Raw genomic sequence first — 19,563 nt, forward strand, 5'->3', positions numbered from 1 at the left:
AAACCACCGTCTCAAAGTAGTACAACAGAGCTACATAGCTAAATTCTATGATACCTACTGTAGCATATTCTAATAAGAAACTCCGGCTTTTGACCGGAGTTTCTTATATTAATTGCAATATGTGCTTATTTAATATAGAAGTTGTATCCTAAGTTAACAGCACCTACATTCCAGTCTTCTCTGTACCAACCATGGTCACGTCTGTTACTGATAGACTGATATCCTATGTACAATTCTCCTTTAGACATCTGGTATCCGAATTTAGGTTGCGCATAGAAACCACCATCTACGCCATCTTTCGTAGAAATTCCATATCCTAGGTCTAATCCAACAAAGATAGGAGCTCCCTTAAATTTATATTTTCCGGAAACCGCTACAGGAATAAATCCAAAATCATCAAAGTGGTCTTTTCCAAAGAAATGAGAATATCCTGTTGCTACCCCAAGGTCAAAACCTTTAGCAATATTCCACATATAAGCTCCATCTACTCCAAGTGTAAACGAAGATACATTGCTTGCATCAGATACAGGAACACCAATGTGTCCACCTAATTTTAAACCTTCCTGCGCTTGAGCAGCACCTCCTAAAAGTGCAAAAGCACCTACTAATAATAGCTTTTTCATTTTTTAAGTTTAAATTTTACGGTTCAAAAGTACTAATTATTTTTATCACAGGAGTATATTTATATGATTCCTATTCTTCAAAACAAAAAAAAACAGGACAAATTTGTCCTGTTTTTGTTATGATCGTATTTCTTAAATCTTTAGGATTATTTCCCTCCGAATTTGAAACCTACACCTACTTGAATGAAGCTATTTTTTAATGTTCCATTTTCCCCGTCTTCTTTTTTAGCAAGGTTAGAGACCCCTAAATTATATCTGGCATCAAAAAACAATCCGTTTTCAAGTGTATATTCAGCACCAACAAATGGAGCTAAATTTAGTTTATTCATGTGCTCTTTCACATCTGTAGTTGTAGTTTCTGATTCAGAAAATGCTTGTCCTAGAGCTGATCCTGATAATTCTGTTGTTGATTTAATTTTTGCAGAAATAATAATGCCTACATTAAGACCTACTCCGAAAGCTAAATTCTCAGTAGCATAATATTTAGCACTGATAGGAATTTGGACAGTTCCCAGTTTCCAATCTGTTTTTTCAGTACCCGTTACATTTACTCCTGCTTCGGTAAAAGCAACAGCTTCTTCTTGCTTACCTCCAAGTGGAGAATATAAAACCTCCCCTTGTACCGCAAATTTATCACTCAACTTATATTCAGCCATTGCCCCAGCATAGAAAGTAGATTTTGCATCAAATTTGTAAGTAGTTCCTTCACCTGTTGCCTTAAGCATAGATAAAGAGTAACCAGCTTTAGGTCCAAATTTAAATTCCTGAGCGTTTGCGTTGATTCCCAATACAGCTACAGCTGCAATAAGTAAAAAATTTTTCATTGTTAATTAGTTATACATTTAAGGATTGCAAAACTAATTATTTTTTTCAAATTAACAAATTTTAAGAGAAAATTTAAAGTTAACAAAAGGTTAATGGAACTTTTACCTATTCAGGATTATTCGTTTCTCTGTCGTTTTTCTTCATCATTATAAGCTAAGATAATTTTTCTTACAACAGGGTGTCTCACTACATCCTCCTCTGTAAGATGCACAAACCCAATTTCCTTCACTCCATTCAATATTCTCATAGCTTCTTTCAATCCGGATTGCTGGTTTTTCGGAAGGTCAATCTGACTTGGATCTCCTGTAATAATAAATTTTGCATTCATTCCCATCCTTGTCAGGAACATTTTCATCTGAGCATGGGTTGTATTCTGTGCTTCATCAAGAATGACAAAAGCATCATCAAGAGTACGCCCTCTCATAAAAGCTAACGGAGCCACTTCAATGACCTTTTTTTCCATAAAGCCTTCCAATTTTTCATGTGGGATCATATCACGAAGCGCGTCATACAATGGCTGTAAGTACGGATCAAGCTTTTCTTTAAGATCTCCCGGTAAAAATCCAAGACTCTCTCCTGCTTCTACAGCTGGTCTTGTCAGAACAATCCTTTTCACCTCCTTATCTCTTAAAGCTCTTGCGGCCAATGCAACACTGGTATATGTTTTTCCGGTTCCTGCAGGACCAATGGCAAATACCATATCTTTTTTCTCGGTTTCCTTTACCAGCTTTTTAAGATTGGTGGTTTTAGCCTTAATAACTTTTCCATTTACTCCTTTTACGATGATGTCCTGATCAAAAATCAATTGTTTTTCATTTTCATCTTTAATATTCAGGATATTTTCAACGTCTTTAAGAGCTATCGAATTGTTTTTTGAGATAAATTTTACAATATCATTCAGTTTTTGTTTCAGTATATCTAAAGCTTCCTGATTTCCCATTGCAAAAATATAATGGTCTCTTCCAGTAATTTTAATAGTAGGAAAGCTTGATTTTATTAAGTTGAAATATTGGTTATTAACTCCATAGAAGATTTTCGCATCGATATCTTCCAGATCATAGGTCAATTCAAACATGCAGTATTTTTATTTTAGATTTTAAAATTAAAGCTTTTTTTCAAATTTATATCAAATTCTTTTCAACAATCTTTCGGGCTTTCTTTTTATTTTAAATAACTTTGCAAGACTACACTATTCTATAAATTGCTCATGTCAATTATTACCCTTACTTCGGATTTCGGAAATTTAGATTACAGAGTTGCCGCTGTGAAAGGCAAAATTCTGTCTCTAAATCCTGAGGTTAATATTATTGATATAACCCACGACATCCAAGCATTCAATCTTATACAAACGTCTTATATTGTAAGGAACGCTTATAAATATTTTCCAAAAGGGAGCATCCACATTATTTCTGTGGACAGTTTTTACCATAAATCGAGAAAAAATATCCTTTATAAAGCGGATGGTTCTTACTTTCTGGCGGCAGACAATGGTCTTTTAAGCCTAATCTTCTTCGATATTAAACCGGAAGCAATCTATGAGATCACACTCAACAATCGTTTTGATGATGTCATCAATTTCACTTCTACAGATATTTTTGTTCCTGCAGCAGTACATCTAGCTAATGGAGGCCTTCCGGAAGTAATCGGAAGAAAAATAGACTCAGTTAAGCAACTCATGTTCCCAAGAGCTGTTTATAATGAGTCTGAAGGAATGATTATTGGTGAAGTTACTTATATTGATAATTTCGGAAATATAATCTCAAATATCAATCAAGATTTCTTTGAAAATATCAGCAAAGGATACAATGGATTTACCATAAAATTCAGAAACCTGAGTCTTTCAAGGGTCTTTTCCAGCCACACGGAAGTAGTTTCAGACTGGGAAAGGGAGACGGAATTCCATGGGCAGTCCGCAGCAATCTTCAATGACAGTCAGTTATTGGAGCTTACTATCTATAAAGGCAGCAAGAAAAACGGAGCTAAAAGCCTGTTTGGACTGAATGTAGGAGAAAATATCTACATTGAATTCGCGTAAAATTATATATTTCATAAAAAAACCGATTTTTTTTATATATTTGTCAAAATCTAAAAATCAAAAATGGCAGAATACAAATTATTGCTTCCTTCCATGGGAGAAGGGGTTATGGAAGCGACAATTATCACTTGGTTATTCAATGAAGGTGATAACGTAAAAGAGGATGACTCTGTAGTAGAAATTGCAACAGATAAAGTAGATTCAGACGTTCCGACACCAGTTTCGGGAAAAATCGTAAAAATTTTAAAGCAAAAAGATGAAGTTGCAAAAGTAGGTGAGGCCATTGCTATTTTAGAAATTGAAGGAGAAGGTTCTGCTTCTGAGGAAGTAACCTCTGAAACACCAGCAGCTGCTCCGGATACTGAAACTTTAAAAACTATTGAGCAGCCTTTACAAACTGTAGCTGCATCTAATGTAGAATTCTCAGGAGACCTTTACTTATCTCCACTTGTAAAATCAATTGCACAACAGGAAAATATTTCTGAAGCTGAACTTAAATCCATTAAAGGAAGCGGTTTAGAAGGAAGAATTACTAAAGAAGATATTTTAGCTTACGTTGCTAACAGAGGAAACCAGCCTGCACAACCTGCTGCGGCCCCTGTAGCGTCTAGTCCTAAATCAGCAGTTTCGGCTCCGGCAGCAACCATTACTGCCGCTGCAGGTGACGAAATCATTCCTATGGACAGAATGAGAAAAATCATCGCTGAGAACATGGTGAAAGCAAAACAAATTGCTCCACACGTAACTTCTTTCATCGAAACAGACGTTACCAACGTTGTAAAATGGAGAAACAAAAACAAAGCAGCCTTCGAAAAACGTGAAGGAGAAAAACTTACTTTCATGCCTATTTTTGTGAAAGCTGTAGTAAAAGCAATTCAGGATTTCCCAATGATTAATGTTTCGATAAGTGGTGAAAACATCATTAAAAAGAAAAACATCAACATCGGTATGGCGACCGCTCTACCAGACGGAAACCTTATTGTTCCTGTAATTAAAAATGCAGACCAGTTATCTCTTTCAGGTCTTGCTAAAGCAATTAATGATTTAGCTTACAGAGCAAGAAACAAGAAATTAAGACCGGAAGATACTCAAGGAGCTACTTATACGATCTCTAACGTTGGAAGCTTTGGGAACCTTATGGGGACACCAATTATTCCTCAGCCACAGGTTGCAATTCTTGCCATCGGAGCCATCGTTAAGAAGCCTGCAGTTCTTGAAACAGCTGATGGAGATGTAATTGCAATCAGAAACCTAATGTTCATGTCTCACTCTTATGACCACAGAGTGGTAGACGGTTCTCTAGGTGGAATGATGCTGAAACATGTTCATGACTACCTAGAAAACTGGGATCTGAACACAGAAATATAAGTAAATGAGTAATCAGCAATGAATATTTTTTGCTGCTGATTCTATAACAAATATAAAACCTTCGATTTTTAATCGGAGGTTTTTTTGTGGATCAATCTGTGTATATTTGAATTTCGAGGTAATATAACCCGGGTTCAAATTGTCTTTTATAAAACAGAACCAATTATATATGAAACAATTCATTTTAACCACATTTGCTTTAAGCATTTCAATGATGGCGTATACACAGAAAAACGAACAATCAGAATTAATTGATCGGTACGTAAAAGAAGTGATGACAATCAATCAGATCCCAGGTTTGGCTATTGGAATTATCAAAGATGACCAAGTCATTTTTCAACAGTATTATGGTAAGGAAACTCTGGAAAATGATAAAAAGGTTGATTCCAATTCAATGTTCAGGATCTATTCAACCTCAAAATTAATGTCAAATATTGGCGCTTTTCAACTGATTGAAAAAGGTCAATTGTCTTTGGAAGACAATATTTCAAAATATATTGAAAACCTACCTAAAGAATGGCAGGAGGTTAAAGTAAAAAACCTGTTAACCCATTCTTCCGGAATTCCAAACCTTATCGCCTTTAATGATATCTCCATAGATGATTCTAATACCAAGGTTATTGAACGGCTGGCTAAGGAAAAAATGGATTTTAAAACAGGAAATCAATTCAGTTACAATCAAACGAATTATTTTCTTCTCACCATGATTATTGAAAAGATCACAGGACAGTCTTTTGAAAACTTCATTATGAACAATCAGTTTTCAGATTCTAAAAACCAGGTTGTTTTTTCCTCAAATGCTCTAGAAAAAATCCCAAACCGTGTGATAAAATATAATTACAACCCGGGAAAAAAGCAATATGAAAAATCTACGGATGTTAGCGGAACAAGGGCACATTCTGCCAACGGAGTAGCCATCACACTCCCTGCATTTTTGAAATGGAGCATTCATCTTAGTAAAAATGATTTATTAGATCAAAAGACGAAAGAAATGATGTGGCAGCCATTTGATTTCGGTAATAAAAAAGATATTTTTTCATACGGATGGGACATCACAAAAGTTAATGATATCCCGTCTTATAATTTTTCCGGCGGAAATGTAAGTGCCTATAAAATTTACCCACAGAATAATATGGCCATTGTAATGATGTCTAACGGATATAGCCTATTCCCTATCCAATATCGCATTATTAATCATATTGCTGCTATGATTGATAAAACTTTAACAGACGACTATTCCTCAGCAGAAGAAACCATCATCTCTGAATTTTCTAAAAAAAACAATCCCAATGCTGAGAAAATCTATTATTCCATAAAGGCTAAAAATCCAAAATGGAATTTTGAAAATACACTGAACGATATAGGTTATATTTTATTGAGAAACGCTCGAATTGATGAAGCCATCAAAATTTTTTCTTTAAATGCGAAAGAAACCCCACAGTCGGCAAATGCTTTTGACAGTCTGGGTGAAGCTTATTTCTATGCTAAAAATTATATCTTAGCTTTAGAAAATTATAAAAAATCATTAGTACTAAATCCGGAAAACACTAATGCTGCAAAAATGATTCAGAAGATAGAAGATCTAACGAAAAAGAAATAATCAGAGCATTCTTTAAATGTTCTTCCATGATGATTTTCTTTGTATATCTTTAATTATTTGAGAAGTTCATTATTCATCAAATAGTTTTATCTTTTAAAGAAACTATTAGAAATGGAACTTGATTTCAGAAAATTATATGTGACCAAATTATTTGACTTTTCAAAGGAAGATGAAGAGTTAATCTTTGAAATTTATGACCAATTATCTGCAATTTATAATGTTTCAGTAGTAGATATTGATGATCCTCCATACAGTCAATTCAAATCGCAAAATATAGATTTTTTAGAAGAACCCAAGCTCTGTTATCATATTACCTCCAAAAGTAAAACAAACACTTTTTATCTTTTCATCGTTAATCTGATAGGAACTTCAATCAGAGGAGCCCGTACCACGGATAAATATGATTCATTGGAGATTTGGGGATTAAAGGAGATGAAGGAAGATTTTGGCTTTATTTCTATCAACAGGAAAAACCTGGCAGACAGGATCGCCGGAATATTCAGTAATTTTAATATCAATTTTAAGGAAAACAAAGATTTCAAAGATTTTTATGTTCTGGGGAGCGATTCATACAAAACAATGACATTTTTAAATTCTAAAAGAAAGGAAATCATAAAATCTATTTCTGATGACGATTTCAAAATAGAGGTTAAAAACAATATTGCAGGTTTGAGAATACCGAAGGCATTGAGCATTGACAATGTTTCAATAGTCTCAAAATTTTTAAAAGAAATATAAATTTCAGTTTTTTTGCCGTAATTTCATCTCTCAAAAATAACAAATGCTGAAAATCCTCATCCTTATTCGCCAGTCCATAAAGAAATCCTTTGACAACATCCGGAATGAGCAGCTGAAGCACAATCTTTTGCAAGCCATTCCCTTTTGGATTGGGTCTGTGATTACCGGTTTTTTTGCTGTATTGTATGCACAGGTATTTGCCTGGGGTGAACATCTAATGAATTTCATTTTTGACTGGCATGCATGGATGATTTTCATTATTGCTCCCATAGGATTTGTACTTTCATGGTGGCTGGTAAAGGAATTTGCACCCAATGCTAAAGGAAGCGGCATTCCCCAAGTGATGGCAGCCGTAGAACTGGCTAATCCGAAAGAACATAAAAAGATCAGAAGCCTTTTAAGTCTTAAAATTATCATCTTTAAAATTGTTTCATCTGTCATACTAGTAATTGGAGGTGGGGCTGTAGGTCGTGAAGGTCCTACTATTCAGATTGCAGGCTCTGTTTTCAGAAAAGTAAATGAATATCTTCCGGATTGGTGGCCCAAAATTTCTAAAAAGAACATGATTATGACCGGTGCGGCGGCAGGTCTTGCAGCAGCCTTTAACACGCCTCTTGGCGGAATTGTGTTTGCAGTAGAGGAATTATCAAAAACACATATCAACTACTTTAAAACAGCTTTATTTACGGCTGTTATCATTGCTGGTCTTACAGCCCAAACTTTAGCCGGATCTTATTTGTATTTAGGCTATCCAAAAACCAATGACGTTTCTCTGATGGTGATGTTTCCAATCGTGCTGGTAGCAGCTACTGCCGGAATTATGGCGAGTCAGCTTTCCGTAATTATGCTTAAGATCAATGGTTGGAAAAAGAAAACACTAAAAACAGATAGAGCAAACGTTGTATTTCTGGTTGTATGTGCTTTAGTCATTGCTTGTATCGCCTATTTCATCAATCGTGAAATTTTGGGTTCAGGAAAGGAAATAATGGAACGGGTACTTTTTACAAAGGATAAACATGAAGATTGGTATGTTCCTATTTTAAGAATGCTTGGTCCTGCCCTATCCTTTACTTCCGGAGGTGCCGGCGGTATTTTCGCACCGGCTTTATCCGCAGGAGCAAGTATTGGATCTGTTATTTCAGGAGTCATTCATTTAACTCCCAATGAGACCAATGTAGTTGTTTTGGGCGGAATGGTCGCTTTTCTTACCGGGATAACCAGAGCTCCATTTACATCAGCTATTATTGTGCTGGAAATGACCGACAGGCATTCATTGATTTTTCATCTGATGCTTGCCGGCATGGTTTCTTCCATATCTTCTATCTTAGTAAGCAGACATTCTTTGTATGATGTATTAAAAGTGAATTTTTTAACGGAACTCAGAAAAGACTAAACTTCCTATAATAAAAAAGACCTGTTGTTTACAAGTCTTTTTTTAGCATTATATTTAGATCTTTAAAGGCTTCCGACAGTTCTTCAGCTATACCATAATTAATAATTCTAATAACCAACTTATCCAGTTTCTCACTTGATCTTTTCACTTTGTAGGTTACTATATTTAAAAATGCATCACCATTTTTTCTTTTGGATACTTTATGAAACTCTACAACGTTGCTCAAATCCCAAAGATCTCCTTCGTAATAAAGTTTTCCATTTTTATCTACCGAATTTACTCTAATATTATTTCCTTCAAATTCAGCAGCAAGTCTTAGCATTCCATTATCCCGGTCTGCCCCAAATTCTCTGATTTTATCAGCAATAAAAGCCTTCACTTCATCCACATTATGATATTTCCCCAGAAGATCTTCCTTTCCGTTAGCATAAGTGATTTTGTAAATTTCTGATTTGTTTAATGAATGGCTAGGTCCATCCAGGTAATCCAACTCTTTGTAAGTAATATTTGAAGCCCCAACTTCGATAATTTTAGCCTCAAAAGAGGTTCCGTTCTTCTTGGAAATTTTATCCTGTGAATAACAGACAATTCCCATCAACAACAATGGCAACGTATAAATTTTAGTTTTCATGAAATAAAAAAATCTTTCGGTAAAGGTATAAAAAACACCATCAATACTCAAAATCCAACGATCAGCACTCCATTATTTCATCACTACACTTGCATATTACAAATATAATTTCTAATTTTGCACCTCGAAATAATTAACAAATTCATTTAACATTATGAACAATTACGAAACTGTTTTCATTTTAACTCCCGTTCTATCTGAGTCACAGGTAGAGGAAGCAGTGAACAAGTATGTAGATCTTATCAAAGAAAAGAACTGCGAAATCGTTGCTAAAGAAAACTGGGGATTAAAAAAATTAGCTTACCCAATCCAATTGAAAAAGAATGGGTTCTATACTTTAATCGAATTTAAAGGAGAAGGTTCTGTAGTAGCTGACTTAGAATTAGCATTCAAACGTGACGAGAGAGTAATCCGTTACCTTACTACAAAACTTGACAAGCACGCTGTTGAGTACGCTGTAACTAGAAGAGCTAAAGTAAAATCAGCTAAAGCTTAATTAATTAACCCTATTTTTTAAAAAAGACAAGACATGGCAATAGATGAAATGGCTAAACAAGCCTCAGCTGGAGGAGAATCAGAAGTAAAATTCCTTACTCCACTTGATATCAATACAAAATCTGAAAAGAAATATTGTAGATTCAAAAAATACGGAATTAAGCACGTTGATTACAAAGATGCTGACTTCTTATTACAATTTGTAAACGAGCAAGGTAAAATCTTACCAAGAAGATACACTGGAACTTCTTTAAAATACCAAAGAAAAGTTTCTGCTGCTATCAAAAGAGCAAGACACCTTTCTTTACTACCTTACGTAGCTGACTTATTAAAATAAGACAAAAAATAAATAAAAGAAGAGAGCAATCTCTTCTTTTGTTGCTGAATACATCATTAATTCTAACTTGATTTTAGATCATAAACTAAAATCTCAAAAAGGACAACAACAATGGAAATTATCCTAAAAAAAGACGTAGAAAACTTAGGACTTGAGTTTGATACAGTAAACGTAAAGCCAGGTTATGCTAGAAACTTCTTAATTCCTCAAGGAATTGCTCTTTTAGCTACACCTAAAAACAAAGCTGCTTTAGAAGCTACATTAGAGGCTAGAAAAGAAGAAGAAGCTAAATTAATCGCTACTGCTAACGCTGTAGTTGAGCAATTGAAGAAGACTACTATTACTATTCCTGCAAAAGTAGGTACTGGTGATAAGTTATTCGGATCTATTAACAATGCTGATCTATCTGCTGCTTTAGAAAAAGCTGGTGTTTCTGTAGAGAAAAAATATATCAAAATTCCTGGTAACACAATCAAGAGAACTGGTAAATTTGCTGCTCTTATCAGACTTCACAGAAATGTTGAGTACAACTACGAATTCGACATCGTTTCTGATGCTCCAGTTGTAGCTGCTCCTGCTGCTAAGAAGGAAGAGGCTAAATCTGAAGAAGCTTAATAAGCGACTGAGAATTTCTCACAATATAAGAACCACTTCAATTTTTTGAGGTGGTTTTTTTTTGTGTTGAAATTTGTTTAAGTTTAAACTACCCCGTCTTTTTGCAGGTCAAAAAGCCAACCCATCAGAGAAGGGGAATGTAGCGCATTCTAAGAAATAAGAATCCAAATATATTTCTAATTTGTATATAGTAGTTCTTTATAAGCAAAAAAATTACATTTAACATCCCGTCAATACATCAACACGTATTCCGAAACGCGCATTAAAGACTCTAAAACTCACTACCTATCCCCTCTCAATTTCTGCTGATATTCAGTTGGAGCTACTCCAATTATTTTCTTGAAGATATTGCTGAAAGAAGACAAACTATTGTAGCCTACCATCATCGCAATCTCATACATATTATACTTTCCTTCCAGCATCAACTCCAAAGAACGGGTAATTCTTAAAGCTCTCAGAAAACGGACGTAATTCATACCCAAAATCTCTTTAAATTTTCTGGAAAGGGTTCTTGTGCTCATTCCGAACTCTTTGGCCGTAGATTCAATCGTTAGAGGCTTCTCCAGATTAGCATGAATGTATCTTGCGATCTTCAGGAGGGTTTCATCTTTGGGAAACGGATGCTGAACAGGAAAAGCCAGTTTTTTATCTCTTTTTTCCGGTAAAACCCCTTTTAAAGCTTTGAGAAAATAATATTTTGGGACATCATTTTTTGTGATTTTCCCATTCCAGTCCTTGGTGTATAAAATCATCTCTCTGAGTAACTCATTGACTGAATAAATATTAATTTCATCAAAAAAGCCATTTTCGTTTACTTCCTTTTTGAAGTAAAAATTATACAAATCTACTTTGGGGCTGGTAGAAAAAAGATAATGCGGCGTTCCGGCGGGAATCCACATAAAACATCTTGCCGGAAGATACCAATGTTTTAAATCTGTAAAAACATGCACAATACCGCCTTCTGCATAAACCAACTGAGCAGAACTGTGATAATGGATATCTGTTGTAATGTTTCCGGTAAGGACATGATACACGTAAAATTCAGCATCGTCATCCTCTACGGCTTTAAAATGACTATCATTCATGAAATAAAGATAGGTATAATTTTCAAAATGGCGTAAATGAACAAATCTTTTTCTGTTTTCACAAATAGTGTCGGACACCTGACGTCGTAAATTTGCGGTATCAAAATCATTTTAGCAAAAATCCTTTAATTAATTTATGAATATGATATTTAACGCATGCCGATATCAGTGCATAGCGTTGTGCCTATTATTGAGCAACCTTTTACATTCACAGATGATAGATTACCAGCATCTTGGCCTGCAACAGGCTATAGAAATTGGTTTAAAAAATAACAAAAACATCCAGATCAGCCATTTAAAACAGGAGATGTCCGTAACAAAGGAAAAAGACCTGAAAATGGAAAAATTGCCGGATATTGAGTTTCATACCAGCTATAATCAGGTTACCAATCTTTTTCAATACCAGGATGGAGTATTTAGCAAACCTACGAAATATGATGTTATCAACGGAATGTATGATTTTACGCTATCAGCTTCCATCCCTGTCTATATGGGTGGGAAAATAAAAAATACTGAGAAAAAAGCAGCCATTGATACTGATATTTCAGCTTTAAGAACGCATCTGGATGAAAGACAGCTTAAAATGGAAGTGATTACTGCTTTTCTTCAAATCCATCATTTAAAAGAACAACAGTCTCTTATTAATGATAAGATGAAAGAGGATTCTGTGAACATCAAACAGGTAAAAGCTTTGAAAGCTAATGGCGTGGTGACCGTGAATGAGGTGCTGAGAACTTCACTACAGCTTTCCAACCACAAAATGAGCTGGACAGAACTGGATAACGACATACAGATCGCAGAGCATAAGCTGAAAACCATTCTCTCTCTTCCTGAACAGCAGGAAATGCATGTGGATACAGAAGATCTGATCTCTGACAAAGCATCCATTCCTTATATTGACGAGTTAACAGAAACCGCCTTAATCAAGAATGAATCTGTTGAAATTACTCATAAGAATCTTTCATTAAAAGAATTGGATCAGAAACTCACTAAGGCTAATTATTTACCCAAAGTAACTGCCGGTGGAGAATATTTCTTAAAATATCCGAATATGATGTTCTTTCCGCCCGAACCTTATGCTTACCGTTTGGGAATGATAGGGCTGAATCTTACTTATCCTATAGAAAACCTGTACAAAAACAAATACAAAATGCAGGAAGCCAAAGAAAATATTGATTTGGCCAAACTTCAGATTGAAGAAAACGAAGAAAAGATAAGACATAATGTATATGAAGCGTACAAAAAGTTTGAAGAAACCAATCAGAAGGTAAAAATAGCAGAAGAAGCCATTGATCAGGCTAAGGAAAATTATCGTATTGTGAGAACTAAATATGCGAATAAGCTAAGCCTTATCACTGAGCTGATTGATGCAGACAATACTTATCTGGAAGCAGAATCTAATCTTATTTCCGTAAAAATTAACAGACAACTCAAATATTATCAACTCCAGTATACGATAGGAAACTTATAAAAACTATGGCACAGAAACAACTGACACAAAAAGAAAAAAGAATCAACAAGACGATCACTTTATTGGCCTGGATTCTTATCATCAGCGGGGTCACGGGAATGGTAAGTTTCTATCTTTTTTCGAGAAAAAATGTTACCACCAACGATGCGCAGATTGAACAATATATTACGCCAGTATCCAGTAAGGTTTCAGGGTTTATTAAAACCATAAAGTTTAATGAAAACCAGTTTGTGCATAAAGGTGACACATTAATTGTTATTGACAACAGAGAATTTGTTAATCAGGTTCATATGGCTGAAGCCAGTCTTAATGCCAATACAGAAAATATTACCACCATTGAAAGTAGTGTTAATACAAAGGCAAGCGATACCAAAATTATTGATGCTAAAATTGCTTCTGCAAGAATTGATATCTGGAGAACAGAACAGGATTATAAAAGATATAAAAACCTTCTGGCTGAAGATGCCGCCACAGAACAGGAATTTGAAAACGTAAAAGCATCTTATGAACAGTCAAAAGCGAATCTTTTAGCCCTGGAACAACAAAAAAATGCAGTAAAAGCAGGGGCCAGCGAACAACAGACTAAAGTGGCTCCAGCCAAGAGCCAGATTCAACAAAGTTCAGCCAGTTTAAACAATGCGAAGCTTTTCCTTTCTTATACGGTAATTACAGCTCCTTACGAGGGCTGGGTAGGAAAAAAAACAATTCAGGAAGGACAACTGATTAAAGAAGGACAGGCATTGGTACAAATCGTAAGCAAAGAAAAATGGATCATTGCTAATTACAAAGAAACACAACTTGGCCAGATCGATCAGACTAAGGAAGTCATCATCACAGCAGATGCTTATCCAGATGTTGAATTCAAAGGAAAAATCCTTTCTGTTTCACCTGCTTCAGGGTCTCAATTTTCGTTGGTAAAACCGGACAATGCAACCGGAAACTTTGTAAAGATCGAACAGAGATTTCCCGTAAAAATTATTCTTGACAATAATAAAGACAACGAAAAGCTGCTTTCCGGAATGAATGTTCTGGTGAGTGCTAGGAAAATTTAGGTTTGAGAGTGGGAGTTTTTGAGAGTGCTAGAGGACAAAAATATCCGGATTTATTATCATTTTCAAATTAACTCATTTCCAAATCTTCAAATTAAATTATTTTTTTCTGCGAAAAGGCAAAACCGCAAAATACAGATCTGCTATCATTTTTTCTTTAAGCATATTTGTTATTTTACCTTTTACTTTTACCCCTTTGCCCTTTTGTCTTTTCGCATTTTTAGATTCAAATAAACAGCTGAAAGCAGATTAATAAATTTTCAAATATTCGATTTTCAGCTTTCAAAACAACTATGCAACACAATACAGTTTATCATAAATGGGTACCACAATGGCTGAAACTGCCACTTCTTATATTGGCATTGTTTCCCCACCTGATGCTGTTGTCACTGTTACATTCCAACAGTGCCTTCACCTCTTCTTTTATGGATGTTGATTCAGATGACATCCAATACCTAATGATTTTGATGTATGGGACATTTGTGGTTACCCTTTTAGTTTTACAACGATTTATGGCTTACTTCAGTGTGAAATATTATGTTCTGCTGATGGCATCCATTTCAGTCATTATTCTCTACGTTTTATCGGTTACCAATGATTATCATGTGATTCTGGTGATCCGTTTCTTGGAAGGAATTTTCGGGTTGTTGGAAGGTGCTATTTTCCTTCCTCTGATTATTGCTGAACTGAAAACAAAGCACGCCAAGGTTCTTGCCTATCTTTTTATGTATTCTATTATGCTCACTGGCGGAACCATAACCACTTCCCTGCTGAAATCAAGTATTGAAGACTATGATTTTCAGCACATGGTTTTAATGATGGTTTATTTTCATGTTTTTGTACTCATCATTGGCATTGCTATTTTCAACCGAAATAGATTTTTTCCTAAAAAACCACTATATCAACTGGATATTTCAAGTTGGTTTTTACTTTGGGTATGCTTACAGGCTGGAGGTTACGCCATTATTTATGGAAAAAGACTGATGTGGTTTGAATCAGACATCATCATTATGTGTTTGTTTATATTCCTGCTTTCCGGAGGTTTGTTCATGCTTAAACAGAGAAATTCCAAAAGACCATTATTTCATTTTGAAGTTTTCAGTTCCAAAAATGTCATTGTGGGAATGATTCTCTTTTTCATTTTTTACCTGATCCGTTCAGGGCTGAATAATGTGTACAGCATCATGGCAACCGTATGGAAATGGCCTTGGGATTATATTGTCAATATCCAGTATTGGAATGTTGCCGGAACAATTCTGGGGGTCTTTTTATCAGGAATATGTCTAGTAAAAGGTGTTTCTTCCAGAGTAGTTTTCTTTACAGGGTTTCTTTTACTGGCTATAGATTGCGCGTGGTTTACCTATACCTTTTATCCGGACACTACCCTTTCCACGATATGTCCACCTTTATTTTTACAGGGTGTGGCACAGGGATTACTGTTTACCCCGTTGGTTTTCTTTCTTATTTCAGCAACACCGGAGGAATATGTTTCCAATGCTACAGCGCTTGGAACAACCACCCGTTTCTGGACAACCGCTATCGGGTATGCTTTAATGCAGAATCTGATGTTATTTTTAACCTTAAAACATGCTGACACTTTAAGCTTCAACCTTACAGATACCAATCCTGTTTTCTACAGTCAATGGAATCGGATTTTTGGAGCCAATATCTCAAAACTTCAGGTTAATGAATCATTATCTATGACTGCCGGAGCTTTTAAAGCAAAAATAACCGCTCAGTCCATTCTCCTTTCTAATATGGAAATCTTTACAGGTTTATTTTGGCTGGCCCTGATTACAGCACTCCTTTTACTGCTTTATCATCCGGTGAAAATAGCAGTAAGGAATATTATGTAGAGAAGAAAGGAAGATGGGGGCCGGAGAATGGAAGTTATTGAAGTCTTAAATAACTAGTGACTTCGGTTCAGTTTAAGGCAATTTCTTTATTCTTAACGCAATGCTCGCAAAGAATTAAAATCATATACTTTATAACCGTTCGCTAAGGCGTTTCACTCAGCAAAGGCTGAAATCCAAAGCACTCGCTGAACGAAGTGCCTTTGCGAACGGGAAATAAGCGGCATTGAAATTATCTTAGCGATCATAACGTTTTTAATATATAGCTTAAATTAAAATAATTCTTAAATACCCAACATCTCACAAACGTCAACAAGTAACCTCCAGCTTCCATCTTCCCTCCTTGCCCACTTTGGCCAGCTTATTGTTGCTTGTTTTTCATTACAATATCGCATCAGCACTTACGTTTAACAGAAAAACAACCGTATGGAAATTGAAAAAATTTTACAGAGTCAGAGGGATTTTTTTAAAACGCAGCAGACCAAAAGTCTTGCTTTCAGAAAAATATATCTTGAAAAGCTCAGAAGTCTTATCATTTCCAATGAAAACATCCTTTACGAAGCCATTGATAAAGATTTTGGAAAATCTAAATTTGATACCTTCACCACAGAGATCTCTTTTATCCTGAATGATATAGAGTATTATCTGAAACATTTAAAATCTCTTGCCCAACCTAAAAAAGTAGGCACCAATCTGGTGAATCAGCTTGGAAAAAGTAAAATTTATTCTGAACCATTAGGTAATATTCTGGTAATCGGAGCCTGGAACTATCCTTATCAATTATCTCTTTCACCTATTATTGCTGCTATTGCTGCCGGAAACTGTTGTATTCTGAAGCCCAGTGAAATTGCTGAAAATACCATGAAAGCAATGTCTTTCATCATCAATAAAAACTTTCCACCTGAATACCTGTATGTATATGAAGGCGGAATTGAAGAAACTACGGAGCTTCTGAAGTTGAAGTTTGATAAAATATTCTTTACAGGAAGTACCAAAGTGGGAAAAATTGTATACAAAGCTGCTGCCGAACATTTAACACCTGTAGTTCTTGAATTGGGCGGAAAATCTCCTCTCATTGTTACTAAAAATGCTAATCTTGAAATTGCCGCCAAAAGAATTGTTTGGGGGAAATTTCTGAATGCCGGGCAAACCTGTGTTGCTCCGGATTACTTATTGGTAGAAGAATCCATACAGGAACAGTTTCTGGAAATGCTGAGAAATTATATTAAAGAGTTTAAATATTATCCAGATTCGGAACAGTATACAAAGATTATCAATCAACGAAATTTTCAAAGATTGGTCAACCTTATTGATAAAGAAAAAATATATTTCGGTGGAAATTTTGATGAAGAAAAACGATATATAGAACCTACTATCCTTCATACTATAGACTGGAATGATGAGATCATGCAGGAAGAAATCTTTGGTCCTCTCTTACCTGTTATCAGTTTTAAAAATTACAATATGGCCCTGAATGCAGTATTGGAACAGGAAAAACCTCTGGCTGCTTATCTTTTCACCAATAATGCTGAAGAGAAAGAAAACTTTACACAAAAATTGTCTTTTGGTGGCGGGTGCATTAATGATGTTGTGATGCATTTAAGCAATGATAACCTACCATTTGGAGGGGTTGGAAATTCAGGAATAGGAAATTATCATGGAAAATTCGGTTTTGAAGCGTTCTCTCATCAGAAATCTATTCTGGAAAAGGCAACATGGGGTGAACCGAATATTAAATATCCGCCTTATTCTGAAAAGAAATTAAACTGGATAAAAAAATTGCTCTGAAAATTTGTAATAGAGACATTTGATAAATTTCTCTCGCAGATTCGGAACAAGCATCTGCAGAATCAACGAAATATTAATAAAAAAGGTTGCTTCCAGTAGAAACAACCTTTTAATTTTTATGCTTTAGGCTTCCAAGCATTAAAGAACTCTTTTACCTTGTCTTTGCTGTATCCTTTTCCTTCTTCCAATACATCACTCTGCTGAACTTTAATCATTTTACCGGTTTTATCCAAAACGATAAATACAGGATATCCAAACTTTTCACCAGGATTATCATATTGAGCAAAAACTTTTTCATTTTTATTATCCGGAGAATAATTCAAGTGATAATACAAGTAGTTTTTGTCTACCAGTTCTTTCAATTCAGGAGTTTCCTGTACAAAATTATTAAATCTTAGACACCAGATACACCAGTTTCCACCAGCCTGAATCATAATATTCTTTCCTTCCTTTTTAGCCTGTGCTACTAATTTATTAATATCAGCCTGAGCATCAGCTTTCGGATTGTAAGGCTTAGGAAGTTTTGCTTTCTCTTCAGCTGCTTTCTTCTTTGCATCCAATTCTTTTTGTTCAGTGGGCACAATAAGAGCCGTTTTTTGCTTTCCTTTGTCCGGTAAGTTCTTTACTTCCTGTGAGAAAGCCAATGTACTTAATCCTAGAACTGCGATCAATGTCAATTTTTTCATAACATAAAAATAAAAAAATAATACTTATCTCCCTACAAAAATAGAACCATAATTTTATTATCACTAAATTTGCCTGTTTTATGAGCTTCTTAATTAAAATATTATATTTCATCTCAAAACTTCCGCTTAGAATATTATATATTTTTTCGGACGTTATGTTCTTCCTAAATTATTATCTGGTAGGCTATAGAAAAGAGGTAATTACTCAAAATCTTAAAAATTCCTTCCCTGAGAAATCTGAAGAGGAGATTAAAAAAATTCGAAAAAAATTCTACCGTAATTTCTCCGATTATCTGGTAGAAACGATAAAATCATTCAGTATTTCGGAAACAGAATCCAGAGTAAGAATGCAGCACATTAATCAGGATGTATTTCATGAAGTGCAAAAAGAAGGTAAAAATATTATTCTTCTTGCCGGTCATGTTTTTAACTGGGAATGGATCAATGCTTTGGCAAGAATTGTTCCTCAAAAGCACTGCCACCCTGTGTATAGAAAGGTAAACAGTGATTTTTGGGAAAACCAGATGAAAAAAGTCCGGAACAAATTTGGAAATGAGGCTCTGGAAGCTAATGAAGTAATTCTTAATATTTTCCGAAATAAAAATGACGGAGATTCTATCTACATGTTTGTGGCAGATCAGACCCCACATTTTTCACATGTCACTTATGGATTGGAATTTTTGAACCAAAGGACTCCTGTTTTTATAGGCTATGACAAGCTAGCTACCCGAATGGATCTTGCTTTTATTTATTGTGAAATGAAAAAAGTAAAGCGAGGGTACTACCAAGTCAATTACTACAGAATCTATCCGGACAATGAAAAATTCGTAGAACATGAAGTGGTAAGGAAGTTCCATAAAATGTTGGAAAATACCTTACGCAAACGGCCTGACAATTATCTTTGGTCCCACAGAAAGTGGAAATATCAGGATTCCATCAAAAATTTTGATTCTGAAAAAAATTAGATGTAC

The 19,563-nt window shown here is 35.0% G+C and carries 19 protein-coding genes; 13 read left to right on the forward strand and 6 right to left on the reverse strand.

Annotated features, from left to right (window positions below; translation table 11 throughout):
* Window positions 1–125 precede the first annotated feature (125 nt).
* The 3 genes from CHSO_RS14555 to CHSO_RS14565 all read right to left on the reverse strand — a co-directional run bounded on the left by CHSO_RS14555 (window position 126) and on the right by CHSO_RS14565 (window position 2,523).
* Window positions 126–623: a hypothetical protein gene (locus CHSO_RS14555; RefSeq protein ID WP_045497348.1), complete on the reverse strand. Its 498-nt coding sequence runs from the start codon at window positions 621–623 to the stop codon at window positions 126–128.
* 146 nt (window positions 624–769) lie between these two features.
* A complete protein-coding gene (locus CHSO_RS14560) occupies window positions 770–1,447 on the reverse strand; it encodes a porin family protein (protein ID WP_045497351.1) in 678 nt (225 codons plus the stop codon).
* A 116-nt stretch (window positions 1,448–1,563) separates the two neighbouring features.
* Entirely contained in the window at window positions 1,564–2,523 is a 960-nt protein-coding gene (locus CHSO_RS14565) for a PhoH family protein (RefSeq protein ID WP_045497354.1), read from the reverse strand.
* A gap of 132 nt (window positions 2,524–2,655) precedes the next feature.
* Between CHSO_RS14565 and CHSO_RS14570 the strand changes: the two genes are divergently transcribed.
* The 5 genes from CHSO_RS14570 (at window position 2,656) to CHSO_RS14590 (ending at window position 8,582) form a co-directional block, all read left to right on the forward strand.
* Window positions 2,656–3,483, forward strand: a complete 828-nt coding sequence (locus CHSO_RS14570) for an S-adenosyl-l-methionine hydroxide adenosyltransferase family protein (RefSeq protein ID WP_045497356.1) — start codon at window positions 2,656–2,658, stop codon at window positions 3,481–3,483.
* A 63-nt stretch (window positions 3,484–3,546) separates the two neighbouring features.
* Complete coding sequence (locus CHSO_RS14575) at window positions 3,547–4,851, forward strand: dihydrolipoamide acetyltransferase family protein (protein WP_045497358.1); 1,305 nt, start codon at window positions 3,547–3,549, stop codon at window positions 4,849–4,851.
* Between the two features lie 169 nt (window positions 4,852–5,020).
* The gene (locus CHSO_RS14580) at window positions 5,021–6,451 is read left to right on the forward strand and encodes a serine hydrolase (RefSeq protein WP_045497361.1); all 1,431 of its coding nucleotides are present in this window, start codon (window positions 5,021–5,023) and stop codon (window positions 6,449–6,451) included.
* 111 nt (window positions 6,452–6,562) lie between these two features.
* Window positions 6,563–7,189 carry a hypothetical protein gene (locus tag CHSO_RS14585; protein ID WP_045497364.1) on the forward strand — a complete coding sequence of 209 codons (627 nt, stop codon included), beginning with the start codon at window positions 6,563–6,565 and terminating at the stop codon, window positions 7,187–7,189.
* Window positions 7,190–7,232: 43 nt separating this feature from the next.
* Window positions 7,233–8,582 (forward strand): chloride channel protein, encoded by a 1,350-nt coding sequence (locus tag CHSO_RS14590; protein ID WP_045497367.1) that lies wholly within the window; start codon window positions 7,233–7,235, stop codon window positions 8,580–8,582.
* Between the two features lie 28 nt (window positions 8,583–8,610).
* Here CHSO_RS14590 and CHSO_RS14595 read toward each other — a convergent pair whose 3' ends face one another.
* Entirely contained in the window at window positions 8,611–9,213 is a 603-nt protein-coding gene (locus tag CHSO_RS14595) for a hypothetical protein (protein WP_144428928.1), read from the reverse strand.
* A 154-nt stretch (window positions 9,214–9,367) separates the two neighbouring features.
* Between CHSO_RS14595 and rpsF the strand changes: the two genes are divergently transcribed.
* The 3 genes from rpsF (at window position 9,368) to rplI (ending at window position 10,660) form a co-directional block, all read left to right on the forward strand.
* Complete coding sequence (gene rpsF, locus CHSO_RS14600; protein ID WP_045497373.1) at window positions 9,368–9,709, forward strand: 30S ribosomal protein S6; 342 nt, start codon at window positions 9,368–9,370, stop codon at window positions 9,707–9,709.
* Window positions 9,710–9,742: 33 nt separating this feature from the next.
* Window positions 9,743–10,045 carry a 30S ribosomal protein S18 gene (gene rpsR / locus CHSO_RS14605; RefSeq protein ID WP_034706728.1) on the forward strand — a complete coding sequence of 101 codons (303 nt, stop codon included), beginning with the start codon at window positions 9,743–9,745 and terminating at the stop codon, window positions 10,043–10,045.
* 111 nt (window positions 10,046–10,156) lie between these two features.
* A complete protein-coding gene (gene rplI / locus CHSO_RS14610; RefSeq protein ID WP_045497378.1) occupies window positions 10,157–10,660 on the forward strand; it encodes a 50S ribosomal protein L9 in 504 nt (167 codons plus the stop codon).
* Window positions 10,661–10,941: 281 nt separating this feature from the next.
* Here rplI and CHSO_RS14615 read toward each other — a convergent pair whose 3' ends face one another.
* Window positions 10,942–11,745 (reverse strand): helix-turn-helix domain-containing protein, encoded by an 804-nt coding sequence (locus CHSO_RS14615; RefSeq protein WP_045497380.1) that lies wholly within the window; start codon window positions 11,743–11,745, stop codon window positions 10,942–10,944.
* A gap of 214 nt (window positions 11,746–11,959) precedes the next feature.
* On the opposite strand from CHSO_RS14615, the gene CHSO_RS14620 reads away from it, so the two are divergent.
* The 4 genes from CHSO_RS14620 to CHSO_RS14635 all read left to right on the forward strand — a co-directional run bounded on the left by CHSO_RS14620 (window position 11,960) and on the right by CHSO_RS14635 (window position 17,906).
* Entirely contained in the window at window positions 11,960–13,216 is a 1,257-nt protein-coding gene (locus CHSO_RS14620; RefSeq protein WP_045497381.1) for a TolC family protein, read from the forward strand.
* Window positions 13,217–13,221: 5 nt separating this feature from the next.
* Entirely contained in the window at window positions 13,222–14,268 is a 1,047-nt protein-coding gene (locus tag CHSO_RS14625; protein WP_045497384.1) for an HlyD family secretion protein, read from the forward strand.
* Between the two features lie 290 nt (window positions 14,269–14,558).
* Window positions 14,559–16,121, forward strand: a complete 1,563-nt coding sequence (locus CHSO_RS14630; protein ID WP_045497386.1) for a hypothetical protein — start codon at window positions 14,559–14,561, stop codon at window positions 16,119–16,121.
* A 423-nt stretch (window positions 16,122–16,544) separates the two neighbouring features.
* Window positions 16,545–17,906 carry an aldehyde dehydrogenase gene (locus tag CHSO_RS14635; protein ID WP_045497388.1) on the forward strand — a complete coding sequence of 454 codons (1,362 nt, stop codon included), beginning with the start codon at window positions 16,545–16,547 and terminating at the stop codon, window positions 17,904–17,906.
* A gap of 116 nt (window positions 17,907–18,022) precedes the next feature.
* On the opposite strand, the gene CHSO_RS14640 is transcribed toward CHSO_RS14635, so the two are convergent.
* Window positions 18,023–18,592 carry a thioredoxin family protein gene (locus CHSO_RS14640; RefSeq protein ID WP_045497391.1) on the reverse strand — a complete coding sequence of 190 codons (570 nt, stop codon included), beginning with the start codon at window positions 18,590–18,592 and terminating at the stop codon, window positions 18,023–18,025.
* Between the two features lie 80 nt (window positions 18,593–18,672).
* Between CHSO_RS14640 and CHSO_RS14645 the strand changes: the two genes are divergently transcribed.
* Window positions 18,673–19,557, forward strand: a complete 885-nt coding sequence (locus tag CHSO_RS14645) for a lysophospholipid acyltransferase family protein (protein WP_045497394.1) — start codon at window positions 18,673–18,675, stop codon at window positions 19,555–19,557.
* Window positions 19,558–19,563: the final 6 nt, after the last annotated feature.

Source organism: Chryseobacterium sp. StRB126, assembly GCF_000829375.1.
GTDB lineage: Bacteria > Bacteroidota > Bacteroidia > Flavobacteriales > Weeksellaceae > Chryseobacterium.

What these genes read in the sequence shown, in the direction of transcription:
- CHSO_RS14555 (WP_045497348.1), bottom strand. Translation starts at nt 623, where the DNA reads ATGAAAAAGCTATTATTAGTAGGTGCTTTTGCACTTTTAGGAGGTGCT.
- CHSO_RS14560 (WP_045497351.1), bottom strand. Translation starts at nt 1,447, where the DNA reads ATGAAAAATTTTTTACTTATTGCAGCTGTAGCTGTATTGGGAATCAAC.
- CHSO_RS14565 (WP_045497354.1), bottom strand. Translation starts at nt 2,523, where the DNA reads ATGTTTGAATTGACCTATGATCTGGAAGATATCGATGCGAAAATCTTC.
- CHSO_RS14570 (WP_045497356.1), top strand. Translation starts at nt 2,656, where the DNA reads ATGTCAATTATTACCCTTACTTCGGATTTCGGAAATTTAGATTACAGA.
- CHSO_RS14575 (WP_045497358.1), top strand. Translation starts at nt 3,547, where the DNA reads ATGGCAGAATACAAATTATTGCTTCCTTCCATGGGAGAAGGGGTTATG.
- CHSO_RS14580 (WP_045497361.1), top strand. Translation starts at nt 5,021, where the DNA reads ATGAAACAATTCATTTTAACCACATTTGCTTTAAGCATTTCAATGATG.
- CHSO_RS14585 (WP_045497364.1), top strand. Translation starts at nt 6,563, where the DNA reads ATGGAACTTGATTTCAGAAAATTATATGTGACCAAATTATTTGACTTT.
- CHSO_RS14590 (WP_045497367.1), top strand. Translation starts at nt 7,233, where the DNA reads ATGCTGAAAATCCTCATCCTTATTCGCCAGTCCATAAAGAAATCCTTT.
- CHSO_RS14595 (WP_144428928.1), bottom strand. Translation starts at nt 9,213, where the DNA reads ATGAAAACTAAAATTTATACGTTGCCATTGTTGTTGATGGGAATTGTC.
- rpsF (WP_045497373.1), top strand. Translation starts at nt 9,368, where the DNA reads ATGAACAATTACGAAACTGTTTTCATTTTAACTCCCGTTCTATCTGAG.
- rpsR (WP_034706728.1), top strand. Translation starts at nt 9,743, where the DNA reads ATGGCAATAGATGAAATGGCTAAACAAGCCTCAGCTGGAGGAGAATCA.
- rplI (WP_045497378.1), top strand. Translation starts at nt 10,157, where the DNA reads ATGGAAATTATCCTAAAAAAAGACGTAGAAAACTTAGGACTTGAGTTT.
- CHSO_RS14615 (WP_045497380.1), bottom strand. Translation starts at nt 11,745, where the DNA reads ATGAATGATAGTCATTTTAAAGCCGTAGAGGATGACGATGCTGAATTT.
- CHSO_RS14620 (WP_045497381.1), top strand. Translation starts at nt 11,960, where the DNA reads ATGATAGATTACCAGCATCTTGGCCTGCAACAGGCTATAGAAATTGGT.
- CHSO_RS14625 (WP_045497384.1), top strand. Translation starts at nt 13,222, where the DNA reads ATGGCACAGAAACAACTGACACAAAAAGAAAAAAGAATCAACAAGACG.
- CHSO_RS14630 (WP_045497386.1), top strand. Translation starts at nt 14,559, where the DNA reads ATGCAACACAATACAGTTTATCATAAATGGGTACCACAATGGCTGAAA.
- CHSO_RS14635 (WP_045497388.1), top strand. Translation starts at nt 16,545, where the DNA reads ATGGAAATTGAAAAAATTTTACAGAGTCAGAGGGATTTTTTTAAAACG.
- CHSO_RS14640 (WP_045497391.1), bottom strand. Translation starts at nt 18,592, where the DNA reads ATGAAAAAATTGACATTGATCGCAGTTCTAGGATTAAGTACATTGGCT.
- CHSO_RS14645 (WP_045497394.1), top strand. Translation starts at nt 18,673, where the DNA reads ATGAGCTTCTTAATTAAAATATTATATTTCATCTCAAAACTTCCGCTT.